Raw genomic sequence first — 23,655 nt, 5'->3', positions numbered from 1 at the left:
ATTCAACATGACATCAAAAAAAGCACCAATACGAATTTTTCTTGATCCAGAAGATCTTGCCAAGCTGAACCATTTAGCAGGTGACGCGATGGAGACGCCGAATAAGCTCGGTGCATTCTATCTATCTGCGGTTGTGCAGGCCCAGCACGCTAGGCGACAGCTTTTATTGGCTGATGGCCTTGATCCTCAGCCAAAGAATTTGACCCAGCTTCAGCTGGGTGGGGGTGAGGCGGCTGCCGCCGCTCATGCTGGCAACCAGCTTACCTCTGGAGTCTAGCCTGTGTTCCCTCTAACCCCTTGCCCGTCACCCGTCGCTTCGGTCGCGCAGCCATATCAGCAGGCGGGCGGCTGGGTGTCACACCCCCGAGGCACGAGTGGGGTTGATACCCAGCTGGCCGTCTGCATGGCTCTGCATGCGACCGTAAGCGATCACTGGGTGGCGGTGCTAGGGGTGACCCCTTGCCTCGATCCCCGAGCAGAGGGAGCTGGTGAGGTTTTAAGTGCGGCGGCAGCCGCTGCATTAACTGCGCTAGGGATTGTAGGGGCCAGTTCCCCAGTCGCGGTTTTAAGCGACTTGGGAATGAGCGTTTAGCGAACCCCGAAAAGCCCGACCCTTTATGGGTAGCGCCCATTAATCAATGTTGGAGAAGAAGATGAACCCCACTTATAAAATGGTTGCTCAAGTTATCGGTGCCAGTCGTTACAGCATGGATGGCGGCATTAAAGGTGCAAAAGTGCAAGTTGTTCAAGATGCAGATCCTGATAACCAAAACCGTCTTGGTAAAGAAATCATGGTCTTAAACGCACCCTATGACGTTTTTGAGTCACTGCAACAGTATGCAGACTCTCTTCCTTGTCCCTTGGAGCTTGAAGTCCAGATGTCATTGATGGCTGGTGGTAAAGGTGGCCTCAAGATTATCTCAGCCAGCTGGCCACCTGGATCAGCAACAACGCACCCAAAGCAATCAGCAGATCAATCAAAGAAATAGAGGGCTAGGTCATGGCTGATCGTATCGGACTTTGTGAGCAAGATTGGAATCAAGTGGTGTTTGATGGCAGCTCTTTAGTGAGCTGTCCGACTCATCTTTTCCAGTTGACGCCTTTTCAACAAGCGATACGTCAGCCAGGTTTTTTTGACTCAACCGTTCTAGTCGCTACTTGCTCAAAAGTAGGTGGATTTTCAGAAATTATTTCAGGGGCCAATTCTATTTTGAGTTGTCCCGAAAATGATTTCCTGATGATAAGTCGATCAAGTTATGCATCTTATCCCATCGATGATGACTTGGGCGCTTCCATATCACAAATCCAATACGACCATTTATGGCTACTTGTCTTTATTTGTGGATTGCTCATGGCTTTTGGCCTTGGCGCTATCAAAGGAGGCCAGCGATGACACACGAAAACATCGTATTCATTGTTGGGTCTCTGATAACTGCCTATGCAATAGGCTGGGCCTGGGCAGCATCCATGCTTTATTTCAAACAATTTATGGAGAAAATCCAATGAAACAAAAACTTCAAAACCTGCGTGTAATGGCTGCTCGTCACTCCAAGAAACTCGCTGCTACTGCTGTAGCCGGAACTGCAGTTGTATCCGGCCAAGCAATGGCTGATTTGCCAGCTGGTGCCACAGCTGCATTTTCTGAGGTGGCTGGTATGGGAACCGCTTTGGCCGCTGCCGCTTGGCCTGTTGTCACTGTCATTATGGCTGGTTTGATCGGCATTAGTTTGTTCAAGAAGTTCATCAGCCGCGCAAGCTAATCCTTGTGGTCAGCATCTCAACCCCCTCTGGCCCTCACTTGAGGGCCTTTTTACAGATGCTGGGTGTGATGCCTGAAAATGCGTTTGTCAGCTTTTGGAGGTTGTGATGCCTATTAATCTTATTTACTTTTTTTTCGTTCTTATTGTTGCTTTCTCCTATATTTTTTCCTCTCAATCCTTTGCATCCGATGTGCCCAGAGCTACTTGTGATCTCGTTTATGATGCATCCAGGGCGCCTCTTTCAGAGTGGACCGGTCCTCATGATTCTCGCGTTGTTAATTCTAGTTATCCGTCTAATGCGCCAGAACGTAGGAGACGCCAATTAGCAGATGGTAGCTGGGAAACTTATTGTTCTCCCGCTCGTTCTGCGCCATCATCTTATACTCGTATTGTAAACCGTATTGATCGTCCTTATTTACAGCGCAATGTTTATACTCAACTTGCATCTTCAACTAATGGTTGTAACGTCTCTTATCATAGAGAGCATTATCAAAAACGCATCGGTGTTCCTTCTGCTTTAGATGGCGATTTTAGTCATTGCATTTCCAGTGCTCATGATGAGCCTTCTTGTCCCCCTGATCGTCCTGATTGTGATTTTAATGCAGATGATGATGATGAGCCTTCTTGTCCTCCTGATCGTCCTGATTGTGATTTTAATGCAGATGACGATGATGATCTTTTGCCTGGTCAGCCAGTGCCTGATGTTCCTGAGCTGCGCGATTTAGGCAACGGTGTTTTCTATCATGATGGTAATCCTGATTGGGGTACACCTCCTTACTATGTTTGTGAATCTGCTATAATTTGCGCTTCTTATACTCACCCCTCTGATTGGCACAATCCTCATGTTGATCCTGATGATTTGTACAATTCTTCTTCTTGCCCATCATTAATCTATAATGACGCTCATTTGCCTTATGGTGGTTTCTTTACTAGTGGTGGGTGTCTTTATACGATGAATTCATCTAGTCAGTCTGCTAGTATCGTCCATTATTGTTCAGTCTATGACTGCACTCCTGATTCTGGTGGAGATTCAGGGGGTGATACTGATGGAGGCGGTGCTAATGGAGGCGGTTCTGAAGGTGGTTCAACTGGCGGTGATTCTGATGGCTCTTCTGATGGTGATACTGGTAGCTCGCCAGGTGGTGACGCTGGTGGATCGACAGGAGGTTCATCAGGTGGATCAGCCGGTGGTGATAGCTCAGGTTCAGCCAATGATTCTACAGGAGGGTCAGCGGGAGGTGCTACTGGCTCTACGGGAGGAGGCGGCTCAGGCTCAGGCGGCTCGACGGGAGGCGATAATTCGGGATCGGGTGGCTCGGCAGGAGGCTCAGCGGGTGGATCAACAGGTGGTGATAGTTCGGGCTCAGGTGGTGGCTCCACAGGAGGGTCGACGGGTGGCTCGACAGGAGGGTCAACGGGTGGGTCGAATGGTGGGTCAACTGGTGGTTCAACCGGTGGCGATACAGGCGGCTCCGTAGGAGGCGGCCCTATAGTTGATACCGATGTTGATGTTATTGGTGAGGTCGGAGACATTACTGTTAATGTATCAACTGAGGTCAACTTTGATGATAGTGCAATCATTTCCGCTATTGATCGATCTCAATCGAATATTGTATCTCGCATTACAGAGACGGCCAACATGCTACTGGATGGCCTCTCTGGCTTTCTCTCTCAGCTGGTTGATGTCTCTAAAGATATTCTTTCAGCGATTCTGGATCTACCATCTCTTATTAGCTCTGAGTTTTCCCAGTATTTTGATGATCTATCTGATCAGCTTGCTGGCATCGAAAACCCAACAGCTGATGAAATCGCAGATGCTCTAAATCCCTCTTTTGATGCTCAGACATCTCAATTAACCACTGCTATCGAATCTCAAACAGGCCAGTTATCCCAGTCCATTAATTCTCAGGGTGCTGCGATTGATGGCCTATCCTCGGCTATTGGTGATCTCGTTGATACTCTGTCGTCTGGGGATGGTGATGTTGCACAAGATGGTTTAGATAAAATATCGGATCAAATTGATGATCTTCATAAGACATTAACCGATTTTTCTGATTCCTTTGATGATTTTTCTAGCCTTGATGAAGCTGATATTAGTGAGGCTGATGTCTATGATCAGATTTCATCTAATGTTGATTCTGTTGTTTCAGATATTCAAGGTGAGCTTGATGCGTATAATGATTTGGCTTCTCATGATTTTGATCATGAGATTGAATCCGGATTGCATCAGGTTGTATCAGATCAGGCTGATACTTTTTTATCCTCTATAAGTGAAAGAATGCAGTCTCTTAATCTTCTCAGCCTTTTACCTTCTTTACCCTCAGGAACTTCTTGTAGCTCTGTTACTTTGTCATTCATGGGAATGAACTTTGCTGTTGAGTGTAAGGTTTTCCAGACAGTTCAGTCTTATTTGTCTTGGATTCTTTTTGTCTGGGCGACAATTAGGATCTATTCCGTTATTTTTTCAACTAATAGGTAGGTAAGTCATGTTTGCAATTTTGAATCTTGTTTTCAGAGCTTTTCTTATCAGTTTTGGTGTTGTTTTCAGATTGATAATGAAGCCTTTCGTGATGATATTTCTTGCCGTTTCTCCTTTTATAAGAGACTTTCTCTATCTTTTTATTAGAGATATGGCTGGAAAAAAGTATACTTTCTTGGTTTATTCTATACTTCTCGGTATATGGATGACTATTTTTGTTGGTACTATTATGTCTATCATGGCGCTTTCTGTAGCTATCCACGTTTCTTTACCTTCTGAGCTTGCTCGTGGGATAGGTCTTATAAAACCCCATAATGCAGAAGCCGTCTTATCATCAGTGATTACTGCGGAGGTGATGGCTTTTGTTTTGCGCGAGCAGCGCTTCTCCATTCTGACGTTTATAAATGGCGGTTCGCTCAAGACTGCCTCTGCTCATGTTCCAAGTTCGCGCAGGTAATTTATATGGCTGTTTACTTTATAACAGGTAAGCTCGGTGCTGGTAAGACTCTCGTTGGTATCGGCAAGATGCGCGATAAGCTCAACTCTGGCTGTAAGGTCGCGACTAATATTGATTTAAATTTGCATAATTTAATCAATATTAGGAGTAAAAACGCTGTTGTTTATCGCATACCCGATAAACCAGAGCTTGAAGATCTTGAGGCTATAGGTGTGGGTAATGATACCTATGATGAAGAGAAGAACGGTTTGCTCGCCCTCGATGAATGCGGCACTTGGTTTAACTCACGCTCTTGGGGTGATAAATCACGTCAGGCTGTCATCAACTGGTTTTTACATGCTCGAAAACTGGGGTGGGACGTTATCTTTTTCGTTCAAGACATCAGCATAGTTGATAAACAGGCCCGCGAAGCCCTTGCTGAGCATGTCGTCTATTGTCGCCGTTTGGATCGCGTTGGCATACCCATCGTATCTGGTCTTTTGAGAATCGCTGGTGTTCGTGTCACCTTGCCAAAAGCTCATTTAGCCATCGTTAAGTATGGTCATCAGCAAAACTCGATGATTGTTGAGCGTTGGTTGTATACAGGTAAAAGCCTTTATAAAGCTTACGATACCAAGCAAGCTTTCTCTGATCATTATGAGCATAGGACTTATCAAGTTTTGCCGCCTTACTATTCTCATTATCGTTATTTGGTTAAAAAAGATTTGAGGTTTTTTATGCGTATGACAAAGATTTATCTCAAAAGATTTAATCGTCCTCTGATTGCAGCTCTTGCTTTCATCCTTGGTATTGTTTTTACCAGCTCTTACCTACTTTATGATCTTGTTGAGCAGAAAAAAGCCTATGCAGCTGAACGACAAATAGAGCCTTCTTCTTCACAATTTTCTTTACCTGAGTCTTCATTAGCCATGTTTAACGGTGCGCGTATTACTGGTTATTCGCAGTTAGGTAGCTGGCAGAGCTACCGTATTTTAACTTCTGATCTTCAGCACATTAGTTCAGATGAGGTCGAGGCCCTTGGTTATCAGCTTGAAAAGAAATCAGCTTGTCATCTAATTATTTCTAGAGGGGCGCACCATGAAGAAGTACGCTGCTAGTTTATTGCTGCTGTTTTCTATCCAGCTTCATGCTGAGATACCGGTTATTCTGCAAAACGTAGCCCTTGGCGATTTTGTCACTTGGTATACAGAGCAGACGGGTGAATCAGTCATCATCTCAACTGATGCTGATTTAAAGCTCACTGTTTATGCGCCAAATACGCCAATCGAATCTTTGCCTGGTCTCTTCCGTAGCATCATTAGTGCTCATGGTCTGGCCTTAGAGGGCGGTCAGCCTCTTATTATTGCTGATCCAGCACCTGAACAGCTTTCACAGCCAGTTGATCAATCAACTGATCTGGTTACTCTTGTTTATCGCTTCCAGCATGTTCTGGCCGATGATCTTCTTGAGTTCACTAGCACTTTTTCCAGGTCAGCTTTTGAACCATCACTTGCAGTTGCATCTGTCTATGTGGTCAGAAGCCTAAATGCTTTGGCGCTCACAACGACTCAGGATCGGCATGACGTCTATGCAGATCTCATGTCTCACCTTGATACGCCTCGGCCTTTAGTGCTGCTTGAAGCTGTCATTTATGAGCATCGAGACTCAAGCGGTCAAGATCTCGGCTTGGCTTATGGTCATCAGCGCGATTCTTCCGGCGTTCTTGGTGGATTCAATGCAGGCCAGCTCGAAAGTTTAGCTAGCTCCGGTTTAAGCCTTGGAATTTTGAGCGGCCAAAATCTTTCGGTCCTGGTCAATGCACTTAGATCAGATGTGCAATCAAAAATTCTGAGCACACCTCAGATCCTGGTCATGTCCGGTGAGAGGGGGGTGATCAGCGTTGGTCAAAACGTGCCGTTCCTCGCGTCAACGACTGTTAGCAATGGTCGAGAAACCCAGTCAATCGAGCGCCGTGATGTCGGTGTGTCGCTCACTGTACGGCCTTTTGTGTCTCAAGGCGGTGAGATCATTCTTGGTATCCAGCTCACTGCTGACAGCATCAATCAAGCTCTACAGGCCAGCGACATCATCACTAATACGCGCAATTTGAGCACAACAGTCCGCATTCAGTCCGGCCAATCCATCGCCCTTGGCGGTCTGATCACCTCTGATGAAGAAGAGCGCGTATCCAGTGTGCCGTTTCTTGGCGCCATACCGTTTTTGGGTGCGCTTTTTCGCTCAACCAGTACAGAAACCACTGAGCGCGAGCTGAATATCGTACTCCGTGCTGTGAGCGTGACCACCCTCTAGCAGGTCACGCAGAAATTTTAAAAAAATACCGTAGCCACTCAATAGAACTCATTACAAGGATTTTAAGATGTTGCATTTATGGGATAGAACTTCGCTTGATTCTCTGTTTACAGAAAATCCGATTGATGGTCGTGGCGCTATCATGTTGTCATCACGGGGCCAGGTTGATACCAGCTCGATGAAGATTCTCGCTTCCACTGTCGATACAATCCGGCAGCTTTATGTAGGCATCATCAATCCTGATCGTCTTTCTGCCCTCGAGCAAGCCTATAAGGGGCATGATAACTATGTTGCTGATGACGGTACGCTTTACGCAGTCGGCGGCGCGATGCAGGGCGGTTACAAGTACCGTATTCAGAGCAATGACATCGGCGTCATCGTCATGATCAAGCACCGCTATCATGATCCCGATGCTAAAGCACCCCATGTCAAAATTGAGCTTTCACCCAAGCTCATCCAGTCGCTTGATCCCCTTGAGATCCAGCATTATATGGATGATCTAGCCTCTTACTGGCTTGATGATCCTCAGCCCACTGGCTGCGCCGTTCACATGGCGACTGATATTCAGGGTTGGCAGCCACCACACGACTTACTCAATCGTTTTGTATGCAGATCCAAGCGTATCGCATCTAACTCCGGTATCTCTGATTTCTCGATAGAATCAGGCCAGATCGCCACAACCTACAACTACGGCCAGTCCATGTTGTTTGGAACGGCTCGATCCATGCAATGTGCGATTTACAACAAGACAGCAGAGGCTCTGCACCGCGATAAACTCGATTTTTGGGAGGCGATTTGGAAACGCCTCGGCGGTGATGATCCGTTTACCTCAGCCTATGATCCTGAAAAACCCGTTTGGCGTGTAGAAATTCGCCTGCATCAGTCTGTCATTCGTGAGTTTGCATCAGGCACTCTTGACGATACCTCGCGCTTTAACTGGCTGAATACACGCACTGGTGAGCTGATCGGCACTAATCCAGAACTGAATCGATTTATTGACATCGTTCCCCATCTGTCCGGCCTCTGGCGTAAGTCTATGATGTCTTTCAGGCTGGATCTGGATAAAGGCAAGCTGATAGACCCTTTCTGGCAGCGACTTTTGCAAGATCCACTCTACTTTGATACAGAAGAAACGCTCGACTATAAGCGCCTCAAGAAAACACCAGGGCAAGGTTCAGAAAAGAATATCGGTCTCGCATTGGGAAACCTCCTCAGCCTTTATGCTCGTAATTCGTTTACCTCTGCATATGCTTTGCACTGTCTCGCTCAGTGCGGCATTTGGCACGAGATTCAAGCCTATTACGAGTCTAGGGGCATTGGCCTTGCTGAGCTAAAGGAGCTGATAAAGCAAAAACTCACTCAACGCCGACTTTTGGGGCGTGTGTGATGTCGATCCACAAGACTAAAACGGGTTGGCAAGCTCGGGTGTATATCACCCCAACAATTAGGCCCAAAAAGACATTTAAAACGCAAGCAGAAGCTAAGCGCTGGATGGCACAAATAAAGCATCGGTATGACTCAGGCCATCGGCCCGAGCAAAAAGACACCCGAACGCTGCTCGATTTGATCAACCAGTACAATGAACTGCATCTATCTCATCTGTCATCTGGTGCGGATCGCTACTCCAAGCTTGTGCACCTGTGCAATTTTGCACGCAATCCAAAGGCAAAGGATCTTGATGCGCTGTGGTATACGCACCTCAGAAACCAGAGGGCAAAGCATGTATCACCCAACACGTTGAATCATGATCGCGCTTATCTTAGCTCTATGTTCAATGTCTTGATTCGTCTAGGGCTGTGGCATCAGCCTAACCCTGTTAAAACGGTGGCATCGGTCAAGACTCACGATGCTGAGGTGATTTTTTTGGCACATGATCAGATAGATTTGCTCTTGTGCGAATTATCCAATTCGCAGAATCCACATGTCCGACTGATCGCCGAGATTTGCCTGTCAACTGGCGCGAGGTGGTCAGAAGCCGAAAAATTGCAGTCGCACCAGGTCACACCTGGTCTGATCAGTTTTTGGAAAACCAAAAGCAAAAGATCGCGTCATGTTCCCATCAGTGATGAGCTTTTTCAAAAGATCAAGCAGCACAAGAAGCATAGTGTGAACCGTCTTTTCGGCCCATCTTATGCCGCTTTTACATCTGCTTTGAAAAGATCCGGCATCCAGCTTCCACAGGGCCAGCGCACGCATGTTCTCAGACACACGTTTGCAAGTCACTTTGTGATGAACGGCGGGAATTTGATCGAGCTAAAAGAAATCCTCGGTCATAGCACTATCACTATGACAATGAGGTATGCGCACTTGGCACCTGGTCGGCTTGATTCGGCAACGAAGCTTAACCCACTGGCTAATACCTATCAAAATACTATTTGAGGCTTTAAATATGCGAACAAAGAGCAGGCTCATCCAGCACATTGAGCGAACAGAGCGAATAGCATTTAACCTTGATTTGTTGAAGCAGTATTACCTTGGCAGCTTGGATCTACCACATGAAACGCTATCTCTTGTAAGGGCGCGTGTTGATGCCCATGAGTTTGCCAAGACACCAGCCCAGCGTGAGGCAGAAAAGAAACACGCAGAGATATATTGGTATGAATCAGATCAGCGTCAGCAAGAAGAAGCTGAGCACAGTTGTTGCCCAGATTGCGGTGCACCTGAAAACGAGATTCCTCTTTGCAGGGATTGCCGATAGTCCGCATTGAACTCCATTTTTTACCGCTTGGGTACTTTTTGGGTACTTTGAAAGAATGAGGAGTTTAATCAGGGGAGGGGTGATTCTGTAAGTCTTTGAAAACTATGTTCCATTTTTGGTGCCCGGGGCCGGACTCGAACCGGCACAACCAAAAGGTCGAGGGATTTTAAATCCCTTGTGTCTACCAATTTCACCACCCGGGCTTGCCTATCAAGGCAATAAAAATGGAGGCTGGAGTCGGAATCGAACCGGCGTCCACGGATTTGCAATCCGCTGCATAACCACTCTGCCATCCAGCCATAACATAAAAATGTCGATCTGATTTTTACTTGTTCAAGTAAAAATGCTGGAGCGGGAAACGAGATTCGAACTCGCGACCCCAACCTTGGCAAGGTTGTGCTCTACCACTGAGCTATTCCCGCTCGACAGGGACGCATTATAGGGGGTGTTTTATTTCTGTCAAATCTTTTTTCTGTTTTATCGCATTTTTTCTTTCTTGGGCAGAGACTTAAGTTATTTCTGCCCTGTTTGCCTTCTAGTCTGCTTTGCGAAGATGCGGGGTGGCCGCACGCAGATATTGATACATTGACCAGAGTGTTAGGCCGGCAGCGACATAAAGCAGCGCGAGGCTGAGATAGGCCCCCAGCGTGGCAGGCGGGAAGTAAAGTAGCAGGATAATGGCCAGCATCTGAAAAGTGGTTTTGACCTTGCCTATCCAGCTGACGGCCACACTGGCGCGCTCACCTAGCTCAGCCATCCATTCCCTCAGAGCAGAAATCACAATTTCACGACCAATAATAATCAAAGCGGGTAGCGTCATCAGCCAATGTGCATGCGCCTCGATCAACAGTCCCAGCGCAACAGCCACCATCAGCTTATCGGCCACTGGATCGAGGAAGGCACCAAAGGCCGTCATTTGATCCCAGCGTCGTGCGAGGTAGCCATCCAGCCAATCGGTTATTGCTGCGGCAGCAAAGAGCACTGCGGCAATCAGGTAACGGGATTCAAACGGCAGGTAATAAATCAAAACCAGTAAAGGAATGACAAGAATGCGTAACAGGGTGAGGGCTATGGGTAGATTCATCTTCAACTTCTATTTCAGCGAGTGATTTTTGGGGTTAAGCCTAGCACGAATGTCTTCGGCAAGACCACGGCTGATACCTTCAACTTGGCAGAGCGCATCGAGGCTGGCGGCTTCGATGGCTTTGATGCCGCCAAAATGGCGCAGTAGCGCTTGACGCCTTTTAGGGCCGATACCGGGGATGTCTTCTAAGGCCGATTGAGTGCGTTTTTTATCGCGCTTTTGACGATGGGCTTGAATCGCGACGCGATGAGACTCATCGCGAATATGTTGAATCAAATGCAGCGCTGGCGAATGGCTCGGCAGCACCAGTTCCTGCTCAGGCGTTTCAAAGTAGAGGGTTTCAAGGCCCGCCTTACGTGTCGTGCCCTTGGCCACACCAAGTAGATGAAAGGCGCCGGTTAGCCCTTGCGCTGCGAAGTAGTCGCGCGCGGCATTCAGCTGCCCCTTGCCGCCATCGAGGATCAGTAAATCCGGCCAAGGGCGGGGGCTCTTGGCTTGTTTGTTAGTCGAGGGGGTGGCCGTTGTGCTCTCGTCGTCGCCTGGCGCAGGGTAGCGTCGCGCTAGAGCCTGGGCCATGGCGGCATAGTCATCTCCGGGTGTGATGTCATGAATATTAAAGCGACGATAATCCTGACGGCGCGGCCCTTGACGATCAAATACCACGCAGGAGGCGATGGTCGCTTCACCATGACTATGGCTGATATCAAAACATTCGATGCGCTCTAGTGGCTGATCGAGTTTGAGCGCGGCTTCAAGGCTGGCGAAACGTGCCTGTTGACTCTGTTCTTGGCGGGCTTCGCTATTCAGCTGTTCCAGTGCATTGGCGCGCGCAAGATCAAGCCAGCGTGCTCGTTGTGCACGGACCTGACTGGTGATTTTGAGCTTACGGCCATAGTGTGCACTGAGCGAATTTTGTAGTGCTTCCTGCTCTTCTGCCGCTAAAGCAGGGCTAATCAATAACTCTGGTGCGGGTGGAAGCGGGCTGCGGACCAGAAAATGCTGAGCAATAAAGGCTTGTAGCCGATCCGCTGGGCTGGCCTCGAGTGGGTCTTTGAAACGAAAATGACGTGTTGCCAATAATCGTCCTTGGCGAAGTTGCAGCAGGGTGACGCAGGTGCGCAGCCCATGGACCTCAAGAGCAAAGACATCGACTTCACCCAGGCCCGTATCCACATTCTGCTCTTGTTGCATTTGGCGTAATTGCTGAATTTGATCGCGAAATAAAGCGGCGCTTTCAAAATCTAATTCAGCAGCGGCAGCTTCCATGCGATCGGCAAGACTGAGTGTTAGCTCATGGTCTTTGCCCTGCAAGAGTAAGCGCGCATGGTGTAGGTCGCGCTGATAATCCTCTGCGCTGATTTCACCTGTGCAGGGTGCAGAGCAGCGTTGGATTTGGTATTGCAGGCAAGGTCGGCTGCGGTTGTGAAAAGTTGCATCATCACATTGGCGCAAGCGAAAGGTGCGATAGAGTAGCTGGATAATATCGCGCACACTGGCCGCATTGGGATAGGGGCCAAACCATTCACCGGGTCCACGCTCTTGACGGACCCTTTGTACGGTCAGCGCTGGCCAAGGGTGATGAGAAAAGTGCAGAAAGGGGTAGGATTTATCATCGCGCAGCAGAATGTTGAACGGCGGTTTGAGCGCTTTGATCAGATTTTGCTCCAGCAGCAGCGCCTCGATCTCATTGTGAGTGAGCGTCACCTCGATGTTGGCTATCCGCGCGACCAGTGCTTGGGTTTTTGGATGCAACTGGTGAGCCGGGCGGAAGTAGCTGCTTAAGCGATTTTTTAGGTTCTTGGCTTTGCCGACATAAAGAATGCGATCTTGTTGATCAAACATCTGGTAGATGCCAGGTGCTTGCGTCAGATTCTTTAAGAAGCGGCGATGCTCAAAGGGTGTCGATGCCATGCTAGCCAAGCGTCTCAAAGACATCGATCAGCTTGTGACGCATCGCCAGATGGGTGAGCTCCACATCATTGCGCACATCGAGCTTTTCAAAAATACGGTAACGATAGGTGTTGACGGTGCGTGGGCTGACAAATAAGCAATCCGCAATTTCCTGCGCTTTGCGGCAGTTCACGATCATCATCGCCACTTGCATTTCGCGCTCAGAGAGTTGCTCAAAGGGATTATCCTGTGCCTCAGGTTTGCGCACAATCATGCCGCTGGCGAGGGTGGGATCAATATATTCATGGCCTGCCGCAACAAGACGAATGGCGCGAATGACCTCTTCATAGCTGGTGCCCTTGGTCAGATAGCCCTTGGCACCGGCCTTGAGGAGGCGTGTGACAGAAACATGATCACCATTGGCGGTTAAACCGATGACCGCGATATCAGGACAGCTATGGTGCAGGCGTCTGGTGGCCTCGACACCACCGATTCCAGGCATTTTAACATCCATTAAGATAATGTCAGGCTGGAGCTCGCGAGCCAGTTGAATGGCTTCTTCTCCTGTTTCGGCCTGAGCGACGACCTCTATGCCATCGGTATCAGTCAGAATGCGGTGAATGCCTGTCCGCACGAGGAGGTGGTCATCGACAATCAGAACGCGGGTCATTTTTATTTACCTAGGAAAATGCCAAGGACGGTGAGGCCAGCTCGCGATGGATCTCAGGGGAAAGCGTGACCTGAGGCTTCGGGCGCGTTAAAATAGCCCACTCATTTTTTTACTCCCTACATAGTGTAACGCTTTCATGTCCGTTTCTTCTACTCCCGCAGCGCCCCGTGTTGGTTTTATCAGTTTAGGTTGTCCTAAGGCTTTGGTGGATTCTGAGCGTATCTTGACCCAATTACGTGGTGAAGGTTATGACCTGGTGCCCACCTATGAAGATGCCGATCTGGTGGTCGTCAATACCTGTGGTTTTATTGATGCCGCTAAGGCTGAGTCGCTTGAAGCGATAGGTGAAGCCTTGAATGAAAATGGCAAGGTGATTGTGACTGGCTGCATGGGTGTTGAAGAAGCGACCATCCGTGAGCTACATCCGCAGGTGTTGGCGGTGACTGGGCCGCAGCAATATGAGCAGGTGGTGCAAGCGGTGCACCAGTATTTACCACCGATGAAAGAGCATAACCCTTACATCGACCTGATGCCGCCGCAGGGTATTAAGCTGACACCGCGTCATTATTCCTATCTGAAAATTTCAGAGGGCTGTAACCACCGCTGCAGCTTTTGCATTATTCCTTCGATGCGTGGTGATCTGGTTTCACGCCCGATTGGAGATGTATTGGGCGAGGCCGAGCGCTTAGTGAAGGCGGGTGTGCAGGAGCTTTTGGTGGTATCTCAAGATACCAGTGCCTATGGCGTCGATTTAAAATACCGTAGTGGTTTTTACCAAGGCCGCCCAGTGAAAACGCGCATGAAAGAGCTGTGTCAGGAATTAGGTCAGCTCGGCGCTTGGGTTCGGATGCACTATGTTTATCCCTACCCGCATGTCAATGATATCTTGCCCTTGATGGCAGAAGGCCTGATCCTGCCGTATTTGGATATTCCTTTCCAGCATGCCCATCCTGAAGTGCTGAAGTCGATGAAACGTCCTGCTGCCAGTGAGAAAACCCTTGAGCGCATTCTTTCTTGGCGTGCTCTCTGTCCAGATTTAACACTGCGTTCTACCTTTATCGTCGGTTTCCCGGGTGAAACAGAGGCCCATTTCGAGTATCTGCTTGATTTCCTCGATGAGGCTCAGTTAGATCGTGTTGGCTGCTTTACCTATTCTCCGGTTGAAGGCGCGACAGCAAACGATCTGCCTAACCCAGTTGCAGAAGAAGTAAAAGAAGAGCGTTTAGCGCGCTTTATGGAAAAGCAGGCTCAGATTAGTGCTGCAAAACTCCAGCGTAAAATCGGCCGCCATTTAGAAGTGCTGGTGGATGATGTGGGTGACGATGGCGCTGTTGCACGCACACAAGCGGATGCACCTGAAATTGATGGGTTGATCTATCTGCTGGATCAGACGCACCTGAAGCCAGGTCAGCGCTTGATGGTTGAAGTGACCGATGCCGATGAGCATGATTTGTGGGGTCGGCCGCTTTAACAGCCATTTTGAATGAAAAAAGGCAAGTTGTGATGACTTGCCTTTTTGCTATCTGGCCTTTGCTGTTCTAGCTGGTGACCAGCATTAATCTCTCTCTTCAGCCAGCCTTTCGATGATGCTGTCCGCTCCAATCAACGGAAGAAGGCGAAATAGAACTTGTTCCATGACACCTTCTTCTGCTTGGGTAATCAAACTTGCCTTACGATCCTTCCAGGATAGGGTCTGCACAAGGTTGGCCGCGACGACTGAAGGCTTTTCGAGGCTATCAATAGGCACTTCGGTGATTGCACCGCGAATGCTTGTGCTAATAGGGCAGCAGATAAGCAGACCGGTTTGTTTATTATGTTGTCTGGACGACAAAACAAGCGCGGGTCGATATTTGCCGATCTCTTTGCCCTTCGTAGGCTCAAAATCTAGCCAAATAATATCGTTGCGATCTGGTATAAGCTCAGCCATTAGGAAGCTCGGTAGCTGAGGGTTGAGCTAGTATGTCGGCATGAGCAGAATGAGCATCTAGACTATTGAGTAAATCGGCTTCTGAGAACGGAAGTTTGGGTTGACGCTGAGTTTGAGGCGCTGCTTCGATGAGGATTTTTCCAGACTGGACTTCGATACGAATAGGGCTCGACACCTTAAGTTGTGCTTGAGCCAAAATTTTGCTCGATAATCTAACTGCGGCACTGTTGCCCCAGCGCTTGATCTCACTTTGCATGACGAGCCCTCGATTGGGTGTTTATACGTACGTATCTACATTAGCGGGCGTGTTTCTCAGTGTCAATTATGAAGCTTGTTTTTTTAAGCACAAACGAAACACCCCGCCGGAGTGAGGAATTTGTTTTTTTGATGTTGCAATTAACTGATTTAAAAGATTTTTTCTGTTCTTGTTGCGGGTGTTGCACTTCAGGGTGACACCTTTGTGTGTCACGTTGATTATGTCTTGTTGCTGCTCGCTCAGTGTAAACGAGTGCTTATGGTTCCGGTTGATAAACCTTGCGACTGATAGAACCTTGTCAGGACGGTAGCGGCTGGCTTGCTGTAGGTGCTGAATCGCCTTAGTGATGCTGGCGGTGGTGAAGTCCTGAGTCATGGCCGCATGTTCTTCTAGTTGAATCAATGCGTAATCTGTCCCGTTCTTGCGGTGAATGTGGCTCACTCGTGCGTATGAGCCGTTTTCGTCTGCATCGTACTGTTGGATAAGGGTCTCCCCTGAAATGCCCTCAGTGGCTTCAAATAGAGCGTTACAAAGCTGGTCAAAACTGATTGGTTGGAAGCTGGCGCTTGTATCGTTCATTGTTAAACTGCTCCGGTTTATATCTCGACTGAATAATATAAAGGTGACGAGTAAATTATTGATAACTTACTCGCCTTTGGGGGGACTTAAAACGCCAGATTAGCGGACATGAGGCAGATGATATTCAAGGCAGTCAATCTTAGCCACTAACTCGGCTTGTTCAGCATATATTTCGGCATTGAGAGGGTTGGGCCGATAACTGTAAATGTAATTAATCATCCCGATATTGTTATCAAAAAACCGTTCACTCAGACTCTCTCTAAGCTCAGAAATAGGCACATTGTGAATGTGCCTGAATCTGGCAATAGTAAACGCCTGACGCCCCACCAAGTTACAATACTGATTGACTGTATGAAGAGACAGATTGCCAACAAGACGCTCACTTAGCGCCAGTGCGTCAGTTGCAAACAAAAGACTGCCAGCTAACAAAACCGATAAAGCCTTTTTCATGATTGTTCCTTATGAAATAGTCAAAGCAAGATATTTTTTTGGTGGCTTATTATCTGTAATTGATAAGCAGATGTGAAGCTTTGATAGAAGATTTAGAAATGAGTTTTGATTGCTATAAGGCCATATTTATTTCAAATTTTTATTGTTTTTGCGTTTGTTTATAATTTCAAATTATAGGTGGCTCGCTATTCACCAAGTTATTTGTATTTTTAAGACCTGCTGCGTTGAAGTGTTCGCGGTAAATGTCTTTCGCTGTTCTGGTAACTCTCAGCGTCTCAGCTACCGGATTCCCTGTATAAAGGCGCGTAAAACCCAACTCTTTTGTTAAGTAGTTAGGCCATCCGGCATCGGTGGGAACCTGTTTCAGCATAAAAGCAGAGTTTTTCAGATTATTATCCGAATAGTCGTTAATCGAGTGAAAAGCGGCGTGTACGGGTCTTTCGTCTGGATGTCGTAGGTTGGTGTGCGTCAGGTCTATTTCGCGCCTTGTAAGCAAGATTTCGCCGTGTAAATGTGGTGTCTTGTTCCTATATTCGCCTGAAACCTCAATTACAAAGTAAAAATCCACTTCCCTGCGTAGCTCTCGCTGTAACGCCTCTCTGAGGCGTTTCAGCAGGTAGCTAGATAGGGGCTTTTTACTGGCGCTTGCTTTTTCAAGCAGACCGGATGTTATGTTGAATGTGAAAGGCATGGATTTTAGGTGCTCTGTTTCCATTTTCTTCATTGCGTAGTGATTCATGAACACGGCGTTAGCCGTGCTGATGAATCGCCACGCTGGAGCTTTGGTATTCTGTTGCTGAAAGCGATTCTCTGAGGATAGAGGAGGGTTCCCTGTACTATATACTGGGTCTACACCTAAAAAGAGCTTCTGAAGTTGGGCTTTAGCCTTTGCAGCGTCTAGCATAAGGCGGTTTTGTTTGCGTACCGCTGCCACGCACTTTTTGTCTACCTTTTTGGTGTTGAATAATCGGGCTGCATCTGGTTTCAGGGTGATACTTTTGGCTTGTTTCATGGTAAAATTGACTCGTAAATTTCTTGTGGCCGACCTCTTAGGGTTGGCTTTTTTTTGCCTGCTTTGCCTGATTTTCAAAATTAACCGTAGACCGTGAAAGCATGGGGATCAGGTAGCTACGTTTTCTATTTTGGATATGACAAAACCGGATCACTCTGGTATCAGTTCTGAATCAGTCCGGCATCAGCTCGCTTGTTTTAATTCTGCATTCTCTTGCTTATCTTCATTAGCCAGTTCTGAGTCACCATTCAGGGCAGCGTATGCTTCCTGCTGGTTTCTTCTCAGTTGGGCTATATCAGTGTCTGTTAGGGTTTCAATCCTCAGCACTGGCATAACTTCTTCATCGGTGATGGATTCGGCCCCAAGCGCAATCCGTGCGGTCTTCTGAGCGGTGATCATGGCGCTGGCTGCGCTGTTCAATGCTCTGAGGTTGACGGCGGCGGCTTCTGGACTTGTGGTGTCTAGTGCTTCCAATGAATCCGCGATCTTTTCACGGATCAGGCGCGTTAGAGCCATGTCTTCATGCAAGAGCTTTGCTATCTCAAGTCTCAGGGCTTGATTGTTGTTCAACTTGTCTAAAAGCTCGCTCTGGGCTTCTCTTGCCAGTCGCTCAACTGCTGCACCTTTGGGGGCGTTGAACCGTTTGAATATGCGGCTTAGAGTTGCTGGTGATAGTCCGGTCTTTTCGGCAATGGCCGCACGGGTCATGCCTATGGATCTGAGCGCCAGCGCCTTCTTGATCTGAGTGATGTTGGCGTGCTTCATCATTCCGGCCTCACTGTAGGCGCATTGATTTGTGTAGCTGGGCCAGCCATTCATCCAGATCAGACTGGCGGTAATAGGCTTTTCTGTTGACTCGCAAACAGAAGATTTTCCCAAGTCTGTTTGCATTGCCTCTGATGCGTTTACCAGTTGCCACCACTGATTCAAGCCCTGACTGTGATCGGCGGTTTTCCATCAGGATGCTGTGCCACTCAATGTCCGGCCTTTTGGTCTGTGCCGCGCAGTAAATGACCGCTGCTGTTGTTGTCAGCCAATGGCCGTCTTCATCATGCATGGCTTTGAGGTCGTCCAGCGCGTGGCAGATCTGGGAGGGCTGGGAAAGTCTAGCGGCAAGATCTGAGCCTTTTAGGTGGGTAAACAGTCCGGCGCTCATGCTGCACCTTCCTGAGCTTCACGGAGGTTCTGGAGGTTGTAGAAATCGTACTTTTTACGGAGTGATTCGGCTTCATCGGCTGGGAGTGATTCGGCCATTTTTTCAACTGTTTGGGAGCCGATCTGTTCCATCAGCGACAAAATACCATGACCTTCACTGATTAAAAGTCGTGCTTTGTGTCGGATCAGTGAGGCGGCTTCTGCTGGCAGCACCTCTACGATTCCTTCTACCTGCATTAAGGCTTTAACTTGACCAGCAAGCATAGTGCCTATTAATTCGTTCTGAGTTATGCCGTGTGACTTTGCCAGTGCCTGTAAAACCTTCAGATCATCCTTATGAATTTTGAAGAAGGCTTTGTGTATGCCCTGCTGCTTCATCCTTTCAATGTGAGCTTTTGCACGTTCTACGTCAGTTTTCGCACGCTTCTTGCCTTCCACCATTTAGAGTCCCCTAATATCGTTAGTGTTTCACAAGAATATGCGCGATTCACGGTACATAGCAAGGGTGGTGCGGTTGGTATATTTTTTTTGGTGCTGGCGCTGGTTGTGGCCGGACGTGGGGGAACGATTCGTTCACCCCCTCGTGTTAATGACTATGCTATCTTGTTCCAGTGGCGTTTGATGGTGGGAATTGAAAGCCCTAGTTTTGCCGCTGCTTTTGACTGACTCAAGCCCTCTGCTTTAGCTGCTTGGACTGCTTTAGTGGTGCTCGTTGCTTCTGGTCTACCTAATTTCTTTCCTTCGGCTTTGGCGCGTTCTAAGCCCTCTGCTGTGCGCTCTCGGATACGGTTGCGCTCAAATTCGGCGAAGGCGCTAAACATCTGAAGCATAAGGCGGCCTGAGCTACTGGCAATGTCCATTTTTGGTAGATCGAGACTCTGAACACTGATGCCGCGCTCTTGCAGTGAAGTGATGGTCTGCTGAATGTCGATGTTGTCCCGTCCGAGTCGATCCAGCTTCAGGACTATAAGGCTATCGCCATGCTCCAGCTTGTCCAGCAACCTAGCAAACTCTGGGCGCTGGCTTGCCTGCACACTTCCCGAAATGGTTTCACTGATGATGCGGTTAGGCTGAATGTCATAGCCTGCTGCTTTTAGTGCTTGAACCTGATTCTCAGTAGTTTGTTCGGTGGTTGATACACGGCAATAGGCAAAGGTGCGTGTCATGGCTGTAGTCTCGTTGTTGGTATCATAAAAGGTGGTCTAAGTATAAGATGGTATCAAAAATACTGCAGCGCTATTTTGTTGATACCTGATAGGACGCACTTTTTCCGGTGTCATTAATCGGTCGATTATTGATACCAGTCCGGCATAGGATTTGAGGGGTTTACAAGCCATTGCTGATGTGGCGTTTTGCTAGTTGCCAGTATAGGGGGCTAAATTTTAGCGCCTCCTTTGCAATGGCTTGTTTGGATCAGGTCGTGGGGTTTTCGCTGTCGTAGTGGATCAACTCGACAAACTCGGCTAATTTCTCCAAGTGGTCAATCTTGTTTTTGAGATAGTGCCGTTTGGTGATAAGCGCCAGCCCTGCGCGGTCATCTTTATCTAAGTGGCCTACAAGCCCCTCCAAAGCCATAAATAGCTCTGCGCCGTTCATTTTCCCGTATTGTTTCCAGTACAGGTGATTGATGACAGTGTGACGTAGTGAGTAGAAGGTTTTTACATTCGATTCATGCAGGCCGAGCGGCATTAAAACCTTTTCGCGTAATGAATGGATGACTTTTTTACTGAAGTTCTCCACACTTGCGGCGGTTAGTGCATCGTTGCTCAGTGAGCGGCCTTCGGCCCAAAATAAAAACTGTTCGCTGTCGAATCCCTTGCAGTAATCAAGAAAACCAGCTTTGATGATCTCGCTGTGAAGTGGAACCTTTCGACTGGAGTTTTTATTTTTAACTGACTGCACTAGAACGCCATTGTTTGCTTTTCTATTCGCAAACTCTACAAACCATATTCCCGACTTTGGGCATTGCTTAACATCGCCACCAGTTAAGAACAATAGCTCCCCATTTCTTGCACCATTATAGGTAGCCAGAAGCGGCATCCAGCGTAAATAAGGTTCTTTTTTTATTGATTCGGCGCAGAGTGTGCCGGACTTGCCGTTTACTGCATCAAGTAAAGTTAGCGTTTCGGAATCGCTAAAGCATTTTCTTTTTTCGTTGTCTTTTCGGCTATCGTCAGGTTTTGGGATTTCGACTTCTGCAAAAGGATTGGCCCCTTTTAGATGGTGAGCTTTTGCAGTCTGTGCTCTTTCTAACATTCGCCGGAATGCGCCCATGCTGTCTTTGACAGTGCTGTATGCGTAGCCGTTTGTTTTAAGCCAGTCCACAAACTCTCTGACCATTTGCGGTCTGAGGTGACGAAGTGGGATGTCACCCTTGAACTCTTCCCAGTATCTGATCGCTGCTTTCAGATCGGTACTTTTCCGGCTGCGTTCCTGTCGTGGTTCAGTCTTGTTTAGCCACTCTAGCCGCTCAGTTGCCAGCCCTAACAGTGTGACTTTTTCGGTTTTTTCTGTTGAGCGTTCGCGTGGTGCTGGTTGCTCTGGTGGTAACATTGCCGATAATTTTACTTCGCGTTTTTTTGCTCGTGCTAATGCTTCTGTTTTTTCCAGCTCGTCCGCAAACTCTAGCAATTCGTCAGGGGTTAAGTCTTTCGTTGCTTCTGGATCGAACCTAATTGCTTTATTCATTTTTTCGATCAAATCGTTATGGTGCTGCTCTAGCTCTTCAGGAGTCCAAGTCCCTGTCATTTTCTGTAATCTCTCAAGATAAATATCAAACGCCACTCTGAGCGGCCTAGCCCTCTTCAGGGCTTCCACTCTTATCTCAGTATGAAGGGATCTTCGGACTTCTGAAAAGCCCGTCAATGGTCGAAGGGCTTTGGGTACTTTCAGGCGACAATGAAAGGTATTGCCGTGTCTATTTCGGAGGATGTATTTTGCCATTGTGTCGCTTGCCTCAGGGTGACACCCTGAGGTGACACCCAAGCGCAACACAAAAAATCTATATAGATCAATTGCTTAAAAACGAAACACCCCGCCGGAGCGGGGTGTAGACTGCGAGCAGCCTTCTCAGATCACTGAATGGCCACTGAGATTCTAGCCTGTTGAGTAGAGTATCCTTTCCCTAGCCTCAGTAAGGATATTACGCTGAGGCGAGAGGGGCCGCTAGATGACAATGACGACAGGTTTTGTAATAGATTGCGTACATTTCATTGTCGGCTAGAGCTGAAAAAATCAGCCTGCCAAGCTAAATGCTGTTCTCCTTGTGGTTGATATTCTGCACTGATCCAGCCTGCATAGCCCTGAGCTTGGAGTTGCTTCCAAAGTGGCACGAAATCCAGCTGACCTGTTCCAGGTTGGCCGCGTCCTGGTACATCGGCAAACTGGATATGACCAATATCCTGCTGAGCGAGGGCGATTAAATCTGCAAGATGCTCACCCATGCGCGCAGCATGATAAAGGTCTAACTGGTAGCGAAAAGCAGGGTGTTGAACCCGCTCGGCCAGCTGCTTCCACTGCGCGTAGGTGGCCAATAAATATCTGGGTTGATCGAAGCTATTCAGCGGCTCGCACGTCAGCAGTGTGTCTGCTGGTAAGCGCTCAAGCACCCAATGCAGATTGTCTTCGAGCTGAGCAAGGCAGTCTTGTGGATCTTGTCCCGCTTGATGGCGTCCTGCAAGCAGGTTGACCACCTTGGGTTGAAGAGCATGAATGTACTCTAGAGCTTGATCGACAGCCTGATAAAAAGCGGATTGGCGATCTTTTTGGCAAGCCAGGCCCAGCCCGCCTTCCATCAAATCACCAGCTGGCAAGTTCATCAGCACAAGAGGAAGCTTTGCTGCTTGTAAGCGCTGCGCCCAAATTCTAGGTGGAATCGAATAGGGGAATTGCACCTCAACACCTTCAAACCCGGCCTCTGCGGCATACAAAGCCCGATCTTCTAAAGGCTGTTCTTGAAAGAGGAGTGTGAGATTGGCGGCCAGTTTCATGATTTTTTACCCTGATTGTGCACGCCTAAGGTTGAATTAAGTAGGGGATCACCCCGGTGTGTGGGCGCTGGCGCTGGTTGGAACAGCTCGACCAGCTGCGCTGGGTCCACCTGAAGTCCGGATTGCAGGCCTTGCAAGCGAATGAGCTCGGCTGCTTGACGGCTCATCGGTGTCGCTTGGCCAAGCTGCTGTGCGCAATCGGCACTCAGGTTGAGATCCTTAAGCAGTGTGGCGAGAGTCCATTTTGGCTGACTAAAATCTTGAGCAGCCATGCGTGGCGCGAGAAGCTGTAGCGGCAGTGAATCGGCAAAACCACCGCGAAAAGCAACGGGCAGCAGCGCCGCATCGATACCGGCTTGTTGCGCCAATGCCATGACCTCCGCAATGGCGGCCGCTTGGCAGGTCACCAGCATCTGATTACAGACCTTAGCGATTTGGCCGCTGCCGGCGGGACCCAGATGGGTGATCTGGCGAGCCAGCGGAGCCAGTAGCGGGCGAATCTTCTCGAGTGTGCTGGCTTCACCGCCGCACATGATCGCCAGCTGGCCTTGTTCTGCTCCTTGCACACCGCCTGAGACTGGCGCATCGATCCATTGTGCGCCTTGTTGCGCTGCCAATGCAGCCAGGTTGCGCGTCGCTGCCGGAGCAATACTAGAGAAATCAAGGATGATCTGCCCTGGCTGGAGTTGTGCGATCAATGGTTGTGGGCCTTCTAGAAGTACCTCTTCAACCACTTGCGTGTCTGTCAGGCACAAGCAGAGCACCTCGCAAACCTGAATCAGCTGCTGGGGCGAGGTCAAGAGCTGTGCGCCTTGATCGACGAGTGCTTGCGCTTTGCTCGATGTACGATTCCATACAGACAGGTTAAAACCAGCTTCCAGCAAACGCTGGCAGAGAGGGCGTCCCATCAAGCCAAGGCCAATAAAACCGATATTCTTCAACATCTTATTCTTTCCTTTT

The 23,655-nt window shown here is 48.4% G+C and carries 26 protein-coding genes and 3 tRNA genes; 11 read left to right on the top strand and 18 right to left on the bottom strand.

Features of this window, described 5'->3' with window-relative positions:
- Nucleotides 1-7 precede the first annotated feature (7 nt).
- The 10 genes from V6U78_RS07395 (at nucleotide 8) to V6U78_RS07350 (ending at nucleotide 9,364) form a co-directional block, all read left to right on the top strand.
- Nucleotides 8-277 (top strand): hypothetical protein, encoded by a 270-nt coding sequence (locus V6U78_RS07395; RefSeq protein WP_405338977.1) that lies wholly within the window; start codon nucleotides 8-10, stop codon nucleotides 275-277.
- Nucleotides 278-653: 376 nt separating this feature from the next.
- Nucleotides 654-989 (top strand): hypothetical protein, encoded by a 336-nt coding sequence (locus tag V6U78_RS07390; RefSeq protein WP_405338975.1) that lies wholly within the window; start codon nucleotides 654-656, stop codon nucleotides 987-989.
- 11 nt (nucleotides 990-1,000) lie between these two features.
- Entirely contained in the window at nucleotides 1,001-1,393 is a 393-nt protein-coding gene (locus tag V6U78_RS07385) for a tail virion protein G7P-2 (RefSeq protein WP_405338973.1), read from the top strand.
- Nucleotides 1,394-1,502: 109 nt separating this feature from the next.
- Complete coding sequence (locus tag V6U78_RS07380) at nucleotides 1,503-1,760, top strand: major coat protein (RefSeq protein ID WP_405338972.1); 258 nt, start codon at nucleotides 1,503-1,505, stop codon at nucleotides 1,758-1,760.
- A 106-nt stretch (nucleotides 1,761-1,866) separates the two neighbouring features.
- Nucleotides 1,867-4,239, top strand: a complete 2,373-nt coding sequence (locus V6U78_RS07375) for a hypothetical protein (RefSeq protein ID WP_405338971.1) — start codon at nucleotides 1,867-1,869, stop codon at nucleotides 4,237-4,239.
- A gap of 7 nt (nucleotides 4,240-4,246) precedes the next feature.
- Nucleotides 4,247-4,696, top strand: a complete 450-nt coding sequence (locus tag V6U78_RS07370; protein ID WP_405338970.1) for a DUF5455 family protein — start codon at nucleotides 4,247-4,249, stop codon at nucleotides 4,694-4,696.
- A gap of 5 nt (nucleotides 4,697-4,701) precedes the next feature.
- On the top strand, nucleotides 4,702-5,793 hold the full coding sequence (locus V6U78_RS07365) for a zonular occludens toxin domain-containing protein (RefSeq protein ID WP_405338968.1): 1,092 nt from the start codon (nucleotides 4,702-4,704) through the stop codon (nucleotides 5,791-5,793).
- The gene (locus tag V6U78_RS07360) at nucleotides 5,774-6,985 is read left to right on the top strand and encodes a hypothetical protein (protein WP_405338966.1); all 1,212 of its coding nucleotides are present in this window, start codon (nucleotides 5,774-5,776) and stop codon (nucleotides 6,983-6,985) included. Before V6U78_RS07365 ends, V6U78_RS07360 begins: the two co-directional genes overlap by 20 nt.
- A gap of 67 nt (nucleotides 6,986-7,052) precedes the next feature.
- Nucleotides 7,053-8,372, top strand: a complete 1,320-nt coding sequence (locus V6U78_RS07355) for a hypothetical protein (protein ID WP_405338964.1) — start codon at nucleotides 7,053-7,055, stop codon at nucleotides 8,370-8,372.
- A complete protein-coding gene (locus V6U78_RS07350; protein WP_405338962.1) occupies nucleotides 8,372-9,364 on the top strand; it encodes a phage integrase in 993 nt (330 codons plus the stop codon). Before V6U78_RS07355 ends, V6U78_RS07350 begins: the two co-directional genes overlap by 1 nt.
- 435 nt (nucleotides 9,365-9,799) lie before the next feature.
- Here V6U78_RS07350 and V6U78_RS07345 read toward each other — a convergent pair.
- The 6 genes from V6U78_RS07345 to V6U78_RS07320 form a co-directional block, all read right to left on the bottom strand.
- A tRNA-Leu gene (locus V6U78_RS07345) sits at nucleotides 9,800-9,886 on the bottom strand.
- A gap of 22 nt (nucleotides 9,887-9,908) precedes the next feature.
- A tRNA-Cys gene (locus tag V6U78_RS07340) sits at nucleotides 9,909-9,982 on the bottom strand.
- A gap of 48 nt (nucleotides 9,983-10,030) precedes the next feature.
- Nucleotides 10,031-10,105, bottom strand: a tRNA-Gly gene (locus V6U78_RS07335).
- 113 nt (nucleotides 10,106-10,218) lie between these two features.
- Nucleotides 10,219-10,767 (bottom strand): CDP-diacylglycerol--glycerol-3-phosphate 3-phosphatidyltransferase, encoded by a 549-nt coding sequence (gene pgsA, locus V6U78_RS07330; protein ID WP_405338960.1) that lies wholly within the window; start codon nucleotides 10,765-10,767, stop codon nucleotides 10,219-10,221.
- Nucleotides 10,768-10,776: 9 nt separating this feature from the next.
- Entirely contained in the window at nucleotides 10,777-12,702 is a 1,926-nt protein-coding gene (gene uvrC / locus V6U78_RS07325; RefSeq protein WP_405338958.1) for an excinuclease ABC subunit UvrC, read from the bottom strand.
- Nucleotides 12,680-13,327, bottom strand: coding sequence for a response regulator (locus tag V6U78_RS07320; RefSeq protein WP_405338956.1), 648 nt, complete (start codon nucleotides 13,325-13,327; stop codon nucleotides 12,680-12,682). Before V6U78_RS07320 ends, uvrC begins: the two co-directional genes overlap by 23 nt.
- Before the next feature lie 136 nt (nucleotides 13,328-13,463).
- Between V6U78_RS07320 and rimO the strand changes: the two genes are divergently transcribed.
- Nucleotides 13,464-14,798 (top strand): 30S ribosomal protein S12 methylthiotransferase RimO, encoded by a 1,335-nt coding sequence (gene rimO, locus V6U78_RS07315; RefSeq protein WP_405338954.1) that lies wholly within the window; start codon nucleotides 13,464-13,466, stop codon nucleotides 14,796-14,798.
- 84 nt (nucleotides 14,799-14,882) lie between these two features.
- Here rimO and V6U78_RS07310 read toward each other — a convergent pair whose 3' ends face one another.
- The 12 genes from V6U78_RS07310 to V6U78_RS07255 form a co-directional block, all read right to left on the bottom strand.
- A complete protein-coding gene (locus V6U78_RS07310) occupies nucleotides 14,883-15,254 on the bottom strand; it encodes a type II toxin-antitoxin system PemK/MazF family toxin (protein ID WP_405338952.1) in 372 nt (123 codons plus the stop codon).
- A complete protein-coding gene (locus V6U78_RS07305; RefSeq protein WP_405338950.1) occupies nucleotides 15,247-15,510 on the bottom strand; it encodes an AbrB/MazE/SpoVT family DNA-binding domain-containing protein in 264 nt (87 codons plus the stop codon). Before V6U78_RS07305 ends, V6U78_RS07310 begins: the two co-directional genes overlap by 8 nt.
- Before the next feature lie 66 nt (nucleotides 15,511-15,576).
- Nucleotides 15,577-16,089, bottom strand: coding sequence for a hypothetical protein (locus V6U78_RS07300; RefSeq protein WP_405338948.1), 513 nt, complete (start codon nucleotides 16,087-16,089; stop codon nucleotides 15,577-15,579).
- Nucleotides 16,090-16,188: 99 nt separating this feature from the next.
- Nucleotides 16,189-16,539 (bottom strand): hypothetical protein, encoded by a 351-nt coding sequence (locus V6U78_RS07295; protein ID WP_405338946.1) that lies wholly within the window; start codon nucleotides 16,537-16,539, stop codon nucleotides 16,189-16,191.
- A 166-nt stretch (nucleotides 16,540-16,705) separates the two neighbouring features.
- The gene (locus V6U78_RS07290) at nucleotides 16,706-17,551 is read right to left on the bottom strand and encodes a hypothetical protein (RefSeq protein WP_405338944.1); all 846 of its coding nucleotides are present in this window, start codon (nucleotides 17,549-17,551) and stop codon (nucleotides 16,706-16,708) included.
- Nucleotides 17,552-17,734: 183 nt separating this feature from the next.
- A complete protein-coding gene (locus V6U78_RS07285) occupies nucleotides 17,735-18,319 on the bottom strand; it encodes a helix-turn-helix domain-containing protein (protein ID WP_405338942.1) in 585 nt (194 codons plus the stop codon).
- A gap of 7 nt (nucleotides 18,320-18,326) precedes the next feature.
- Nucleotides 18,327-18,707, bottom strand: coding sequence for a hypothetical protein (locus V6U78_RS07280; RefSeq protein WP_405338940.1), 381 nt, complete (start codon nucleotides 18,705-18,707; stop codon nucleotides 18,327-18,329).
- Nucleotides 18,704-19,147 carry a hypothetical protein gene (locus tag V6U78_RS07275; protein ID WP_405338938.1) on the bottom strand — a complete coding sequence of 148 codons (444 nt, stop codon included), beginning with the start codon at nucleotides 19,145-19,147 and terminating at the stop codon, nucleotides 18,704-18,706. Before V6U78_RS07275 ends, V6U78_RS07280 begins: the two co-directional genes overlap by 4 nt.
- A gap of 152 nt (nucleotides 19,148-19,299) precedes the next feature.
- Entirely contained in the window at nucleotides 19,300-19,872 is a 573-nt protein-coding gene (locus V6U78_RS07270) for a recombinase family protein (RefSeq protein ID WP_405338936.1), read from the bottom strand.
- Nucleotides 19,873-20,119: 247 nt separating this feature from the next.
- A complete protein-coding gene (locus tag V6U78_RS07265) occupies nucleotides 20,120-21,649 on the bottom strand; it encodes a DUF6538 domain-containing protein (RefSeq protein WP_405338934.1) in 1,530 nt (509 codons plus the stop codon).
- A 266-nt stretch (nucleotides 21,650-21,915) separates the two neighbouring features.
- On the bottom strand, nucleotides 21,916-22,695 hold the full coding sequence (locus tag V6U78_RS07260) for a hydroxypyruvate isomerase family protein (RefSeq protein WP_405338932.1): 780 nt from the start codon (nucleotides 22,693-22,695) through the stop codon (nucleotides 21,916-21,918).
- Nucleotides 22,692-23,639 (bottom strand): NAD(P)-dependent oxidoreductase, encoded by a 948-nt coding sequence (locus V6U78_RS07255; protein ID WP_405338930.1) that lies wholly within the window; start codon nucleotides 23,637-23,639, stop codon nucleotides 22,692-22,694. The genes V6U78_RS07260 and V6U78_RS07255 overlap by 4 nt, the downstream gene beginning before the upstream one ends.
- Between the last annotated feature and the right edge of the window lie 16 nt (nucleotides 23,640-23,655).

It is taken from the genome of Marinospirillum alkalitolerans (assembly GCF_045055655.1).
In the GTDB taxonomy this organism is placed as follows: Bacteria; Pseudomonadota; Gammaproteobacteria; order Pseudomonadales; family Halomonadaceae; genus Marinospirillum; species Marinospirillum alkalitolerans.
The sequence above is the reverse complement of the archived record's forward strand: the minus strand, read 5'-3'. Positions and strand labels throughout refer to the sequence as shown.

What these genes read in the sequence shown, in the direction of transcription:
- V6U78_RS07395 (WP_405338977.1), top strand. Translation starts at nt 8, where the DNA reads ATGACATCAAAAAAAGCACCAATACGAATTTTTCTTGATCCAGAAGAT.
- V6U78_RS07390 (WP_405338975.1), top strand. Translation starts at nt 654, where the DNA reads ATGAACCCCACTTATAAAATGGTTGCTCAAGTTATCGGTGCCAGTCGT.
- V6U78_RS07385 (WP_405338973.1), top strand. Translation starts at nt 1,001, where the DNA reads ATGGCTGATCGTATCGGACTTTGTGAGCAAGATTGGAATCAAGTGGTG.
- V6U78_RS07380 (WP_405338972.1), top strand. Translation starts at nt 1,503, where the DNA reads ATGAAACAAAAACTTCAAAACCTGCGTGTAATGGCTGCTCGTCACTCC.
- V6U78_RS07375 (WP_405338971.1), top strand. Translation starts at nt 1,867, where the DNA reads ATGCCTATTAATCTTATTTACTTTTTTTTCGTTCTTATTGTTGCTTTC.
- V6U78_RS07370 (WP_405338970.1), top strand. Translation starts at nt 4,247, where the DNA reads ATGTTTGCAATTTTGAATCTTGTTTTCAGAGCTTTTCTTATCAGTTTT.
- V6U78_RS07365 (WP_405338968.1), top strand. Translation starts at nt 4,702, where the DNA reads ATGGCTGTTTACTTTATAACAGGTAAGCTCGGTGCTGGTAAGACTCTC.
- V6U78_RS07360 (WP_405338966.1), top strand. Translation starts at nt 5,774, where the DNA reads ATGAAGAAGTACGCTGCTAGTTTATTGCTGCTGTTTTCTATCCAGCTT.
- V6U78_RS07355 (WP_405338964.1), top strand. Translation starts at nt 7,053, where the DNA reads ATGTTGCATTTATGGGATAGAACTTCGCTTGATTCTCTGTTTACAGAA.
- V6U78_RS07350 (WP_405338962.1), top strand. Translation starts at nt 8,372, where the DNA reads ATGTCGATCCACAAGACTAAAACGGGTTGGCAAGCTCGGGTGTATATC.
- pgsA (WP_405338960.1), bottom strand. Translation starts at nt 10,767, where the DNA reads ATGAATCTACCCATAGCCCTCACCCTGTTACGCATTCTTGTCATTCCT.
- uvrC (WP_405338958.1), bottom strand. Translation starts at nt 12,702, where the DNA reads ATGTCTTTGAGACGCTTGGCTAGCATGGCATCGACACCCTTTGAGCAT.
- V6U78_RS07320 (WP_405338956.1), bottom strand. Translation starts at nt 13,327, where the DNA reads ATGACCCGCGTTCTGATTGTCGATGACCACCTCCTCGTGCGGACAGGC.
- rimO (WP_405338954.1), top strand. Translation starts at nt 13,464, where the DNA reads ATGTCCGTTTCTTCTACTCCCGCAGCGCCCCGTGTTGGTTTTATCAGT.
- V6U78_RS07310 (WP_405338952.1), bottom strand. Translation starts at nt 15,254, where the DNA reads ATGGCTGAGCTTATACCAGATCGCAACGATATTATTTGGCTAGATTTT.
- V6U78_RS07305 (WP_405338950.1), bottom strand. Translation starts at nt 15,510, where the DNA reads ATGCAAAGTGAGATCAAGCGCTGGGGCAACAGTGCCGCAGTTAGATTA.
- V6U78_RS07300 (WP_405338948.1), bottom strand. Translation starts at nt 16,089, where the DNA reads ATGAACGATACAAGCGCCAGCTTCCAACCAATCAGTTTTGACCAGCTT.
- V6U78_RS07295 (WP_405338946.1), bottom strand. Translation starts at nt 16,539, where the DNA reads ATGAAAAAGGCTTTATCGGTTTTGTTAGCTGGCAGTCTTTTGTTTGCA.
- V6U78_RS07290 (WP_405338944.1), bottom strand. Translation starts at nt 17,551, where the DNA reads ATGAAACAAGCCAAAAGTATCACCCTGAAACCAGATGCAGCCCGATTA.
- V6U78_RS07285 (WP_405338942.1), bottom strand. Translation starts at nt 18,319, where the DNA reads ATGATGAAGCACGCCAACATCACTCAGATCAAGAAGGCGCTGGCGCTC.
- V6U78_RS07280 (WP_405338940.1), bottom strand. Translation starts at nt 18,707, where the DNA reads ATGAGCGCCGGACTGTTTACCCACCTAAAAGGCTCAGATCTTGCCGCT.
- V6U78_RS07275 (WP_405338938.1), bottom strand. Translation starts at nt 19,147, where the DNA reads ATGGTGGAAGGCAAGAAGCGTGCGAAAACTGACGTAGAACGTGCAAAA.
- V6U78_RS07270 (WP_405338936.1), bottom strand. Translation starts at nt 19,872, where the DNA reads ATGACACGCACCTTTGCCTATTGCCGTGTATCAACCACCGAACAAACT.
- V6U78_RS07265 (WP_405338934.1), bottom strand. Translation starts at nt 21,649, where the DNA reads ATGGCAAAATACATCCTCCGAAATAGACACGGCAATACCTTTCATTGT.
- V6U78_RS07260 (WP_405338932.1), bottom strand. Translation starts at nt 22,695, where the DNA reads ATGAAACTGGCCGCCAATCTCACACTCCTCTTTCAAGAACAGCCTTTA.
- V6U78_RS07255 (WP_405338930.1), bottom strand. Translation starts at nt 23,639, where the DNA reads ATGTTGAAGAATATCGGTTTTATTGGCCTTGGCTTGATGGGACGCCCT.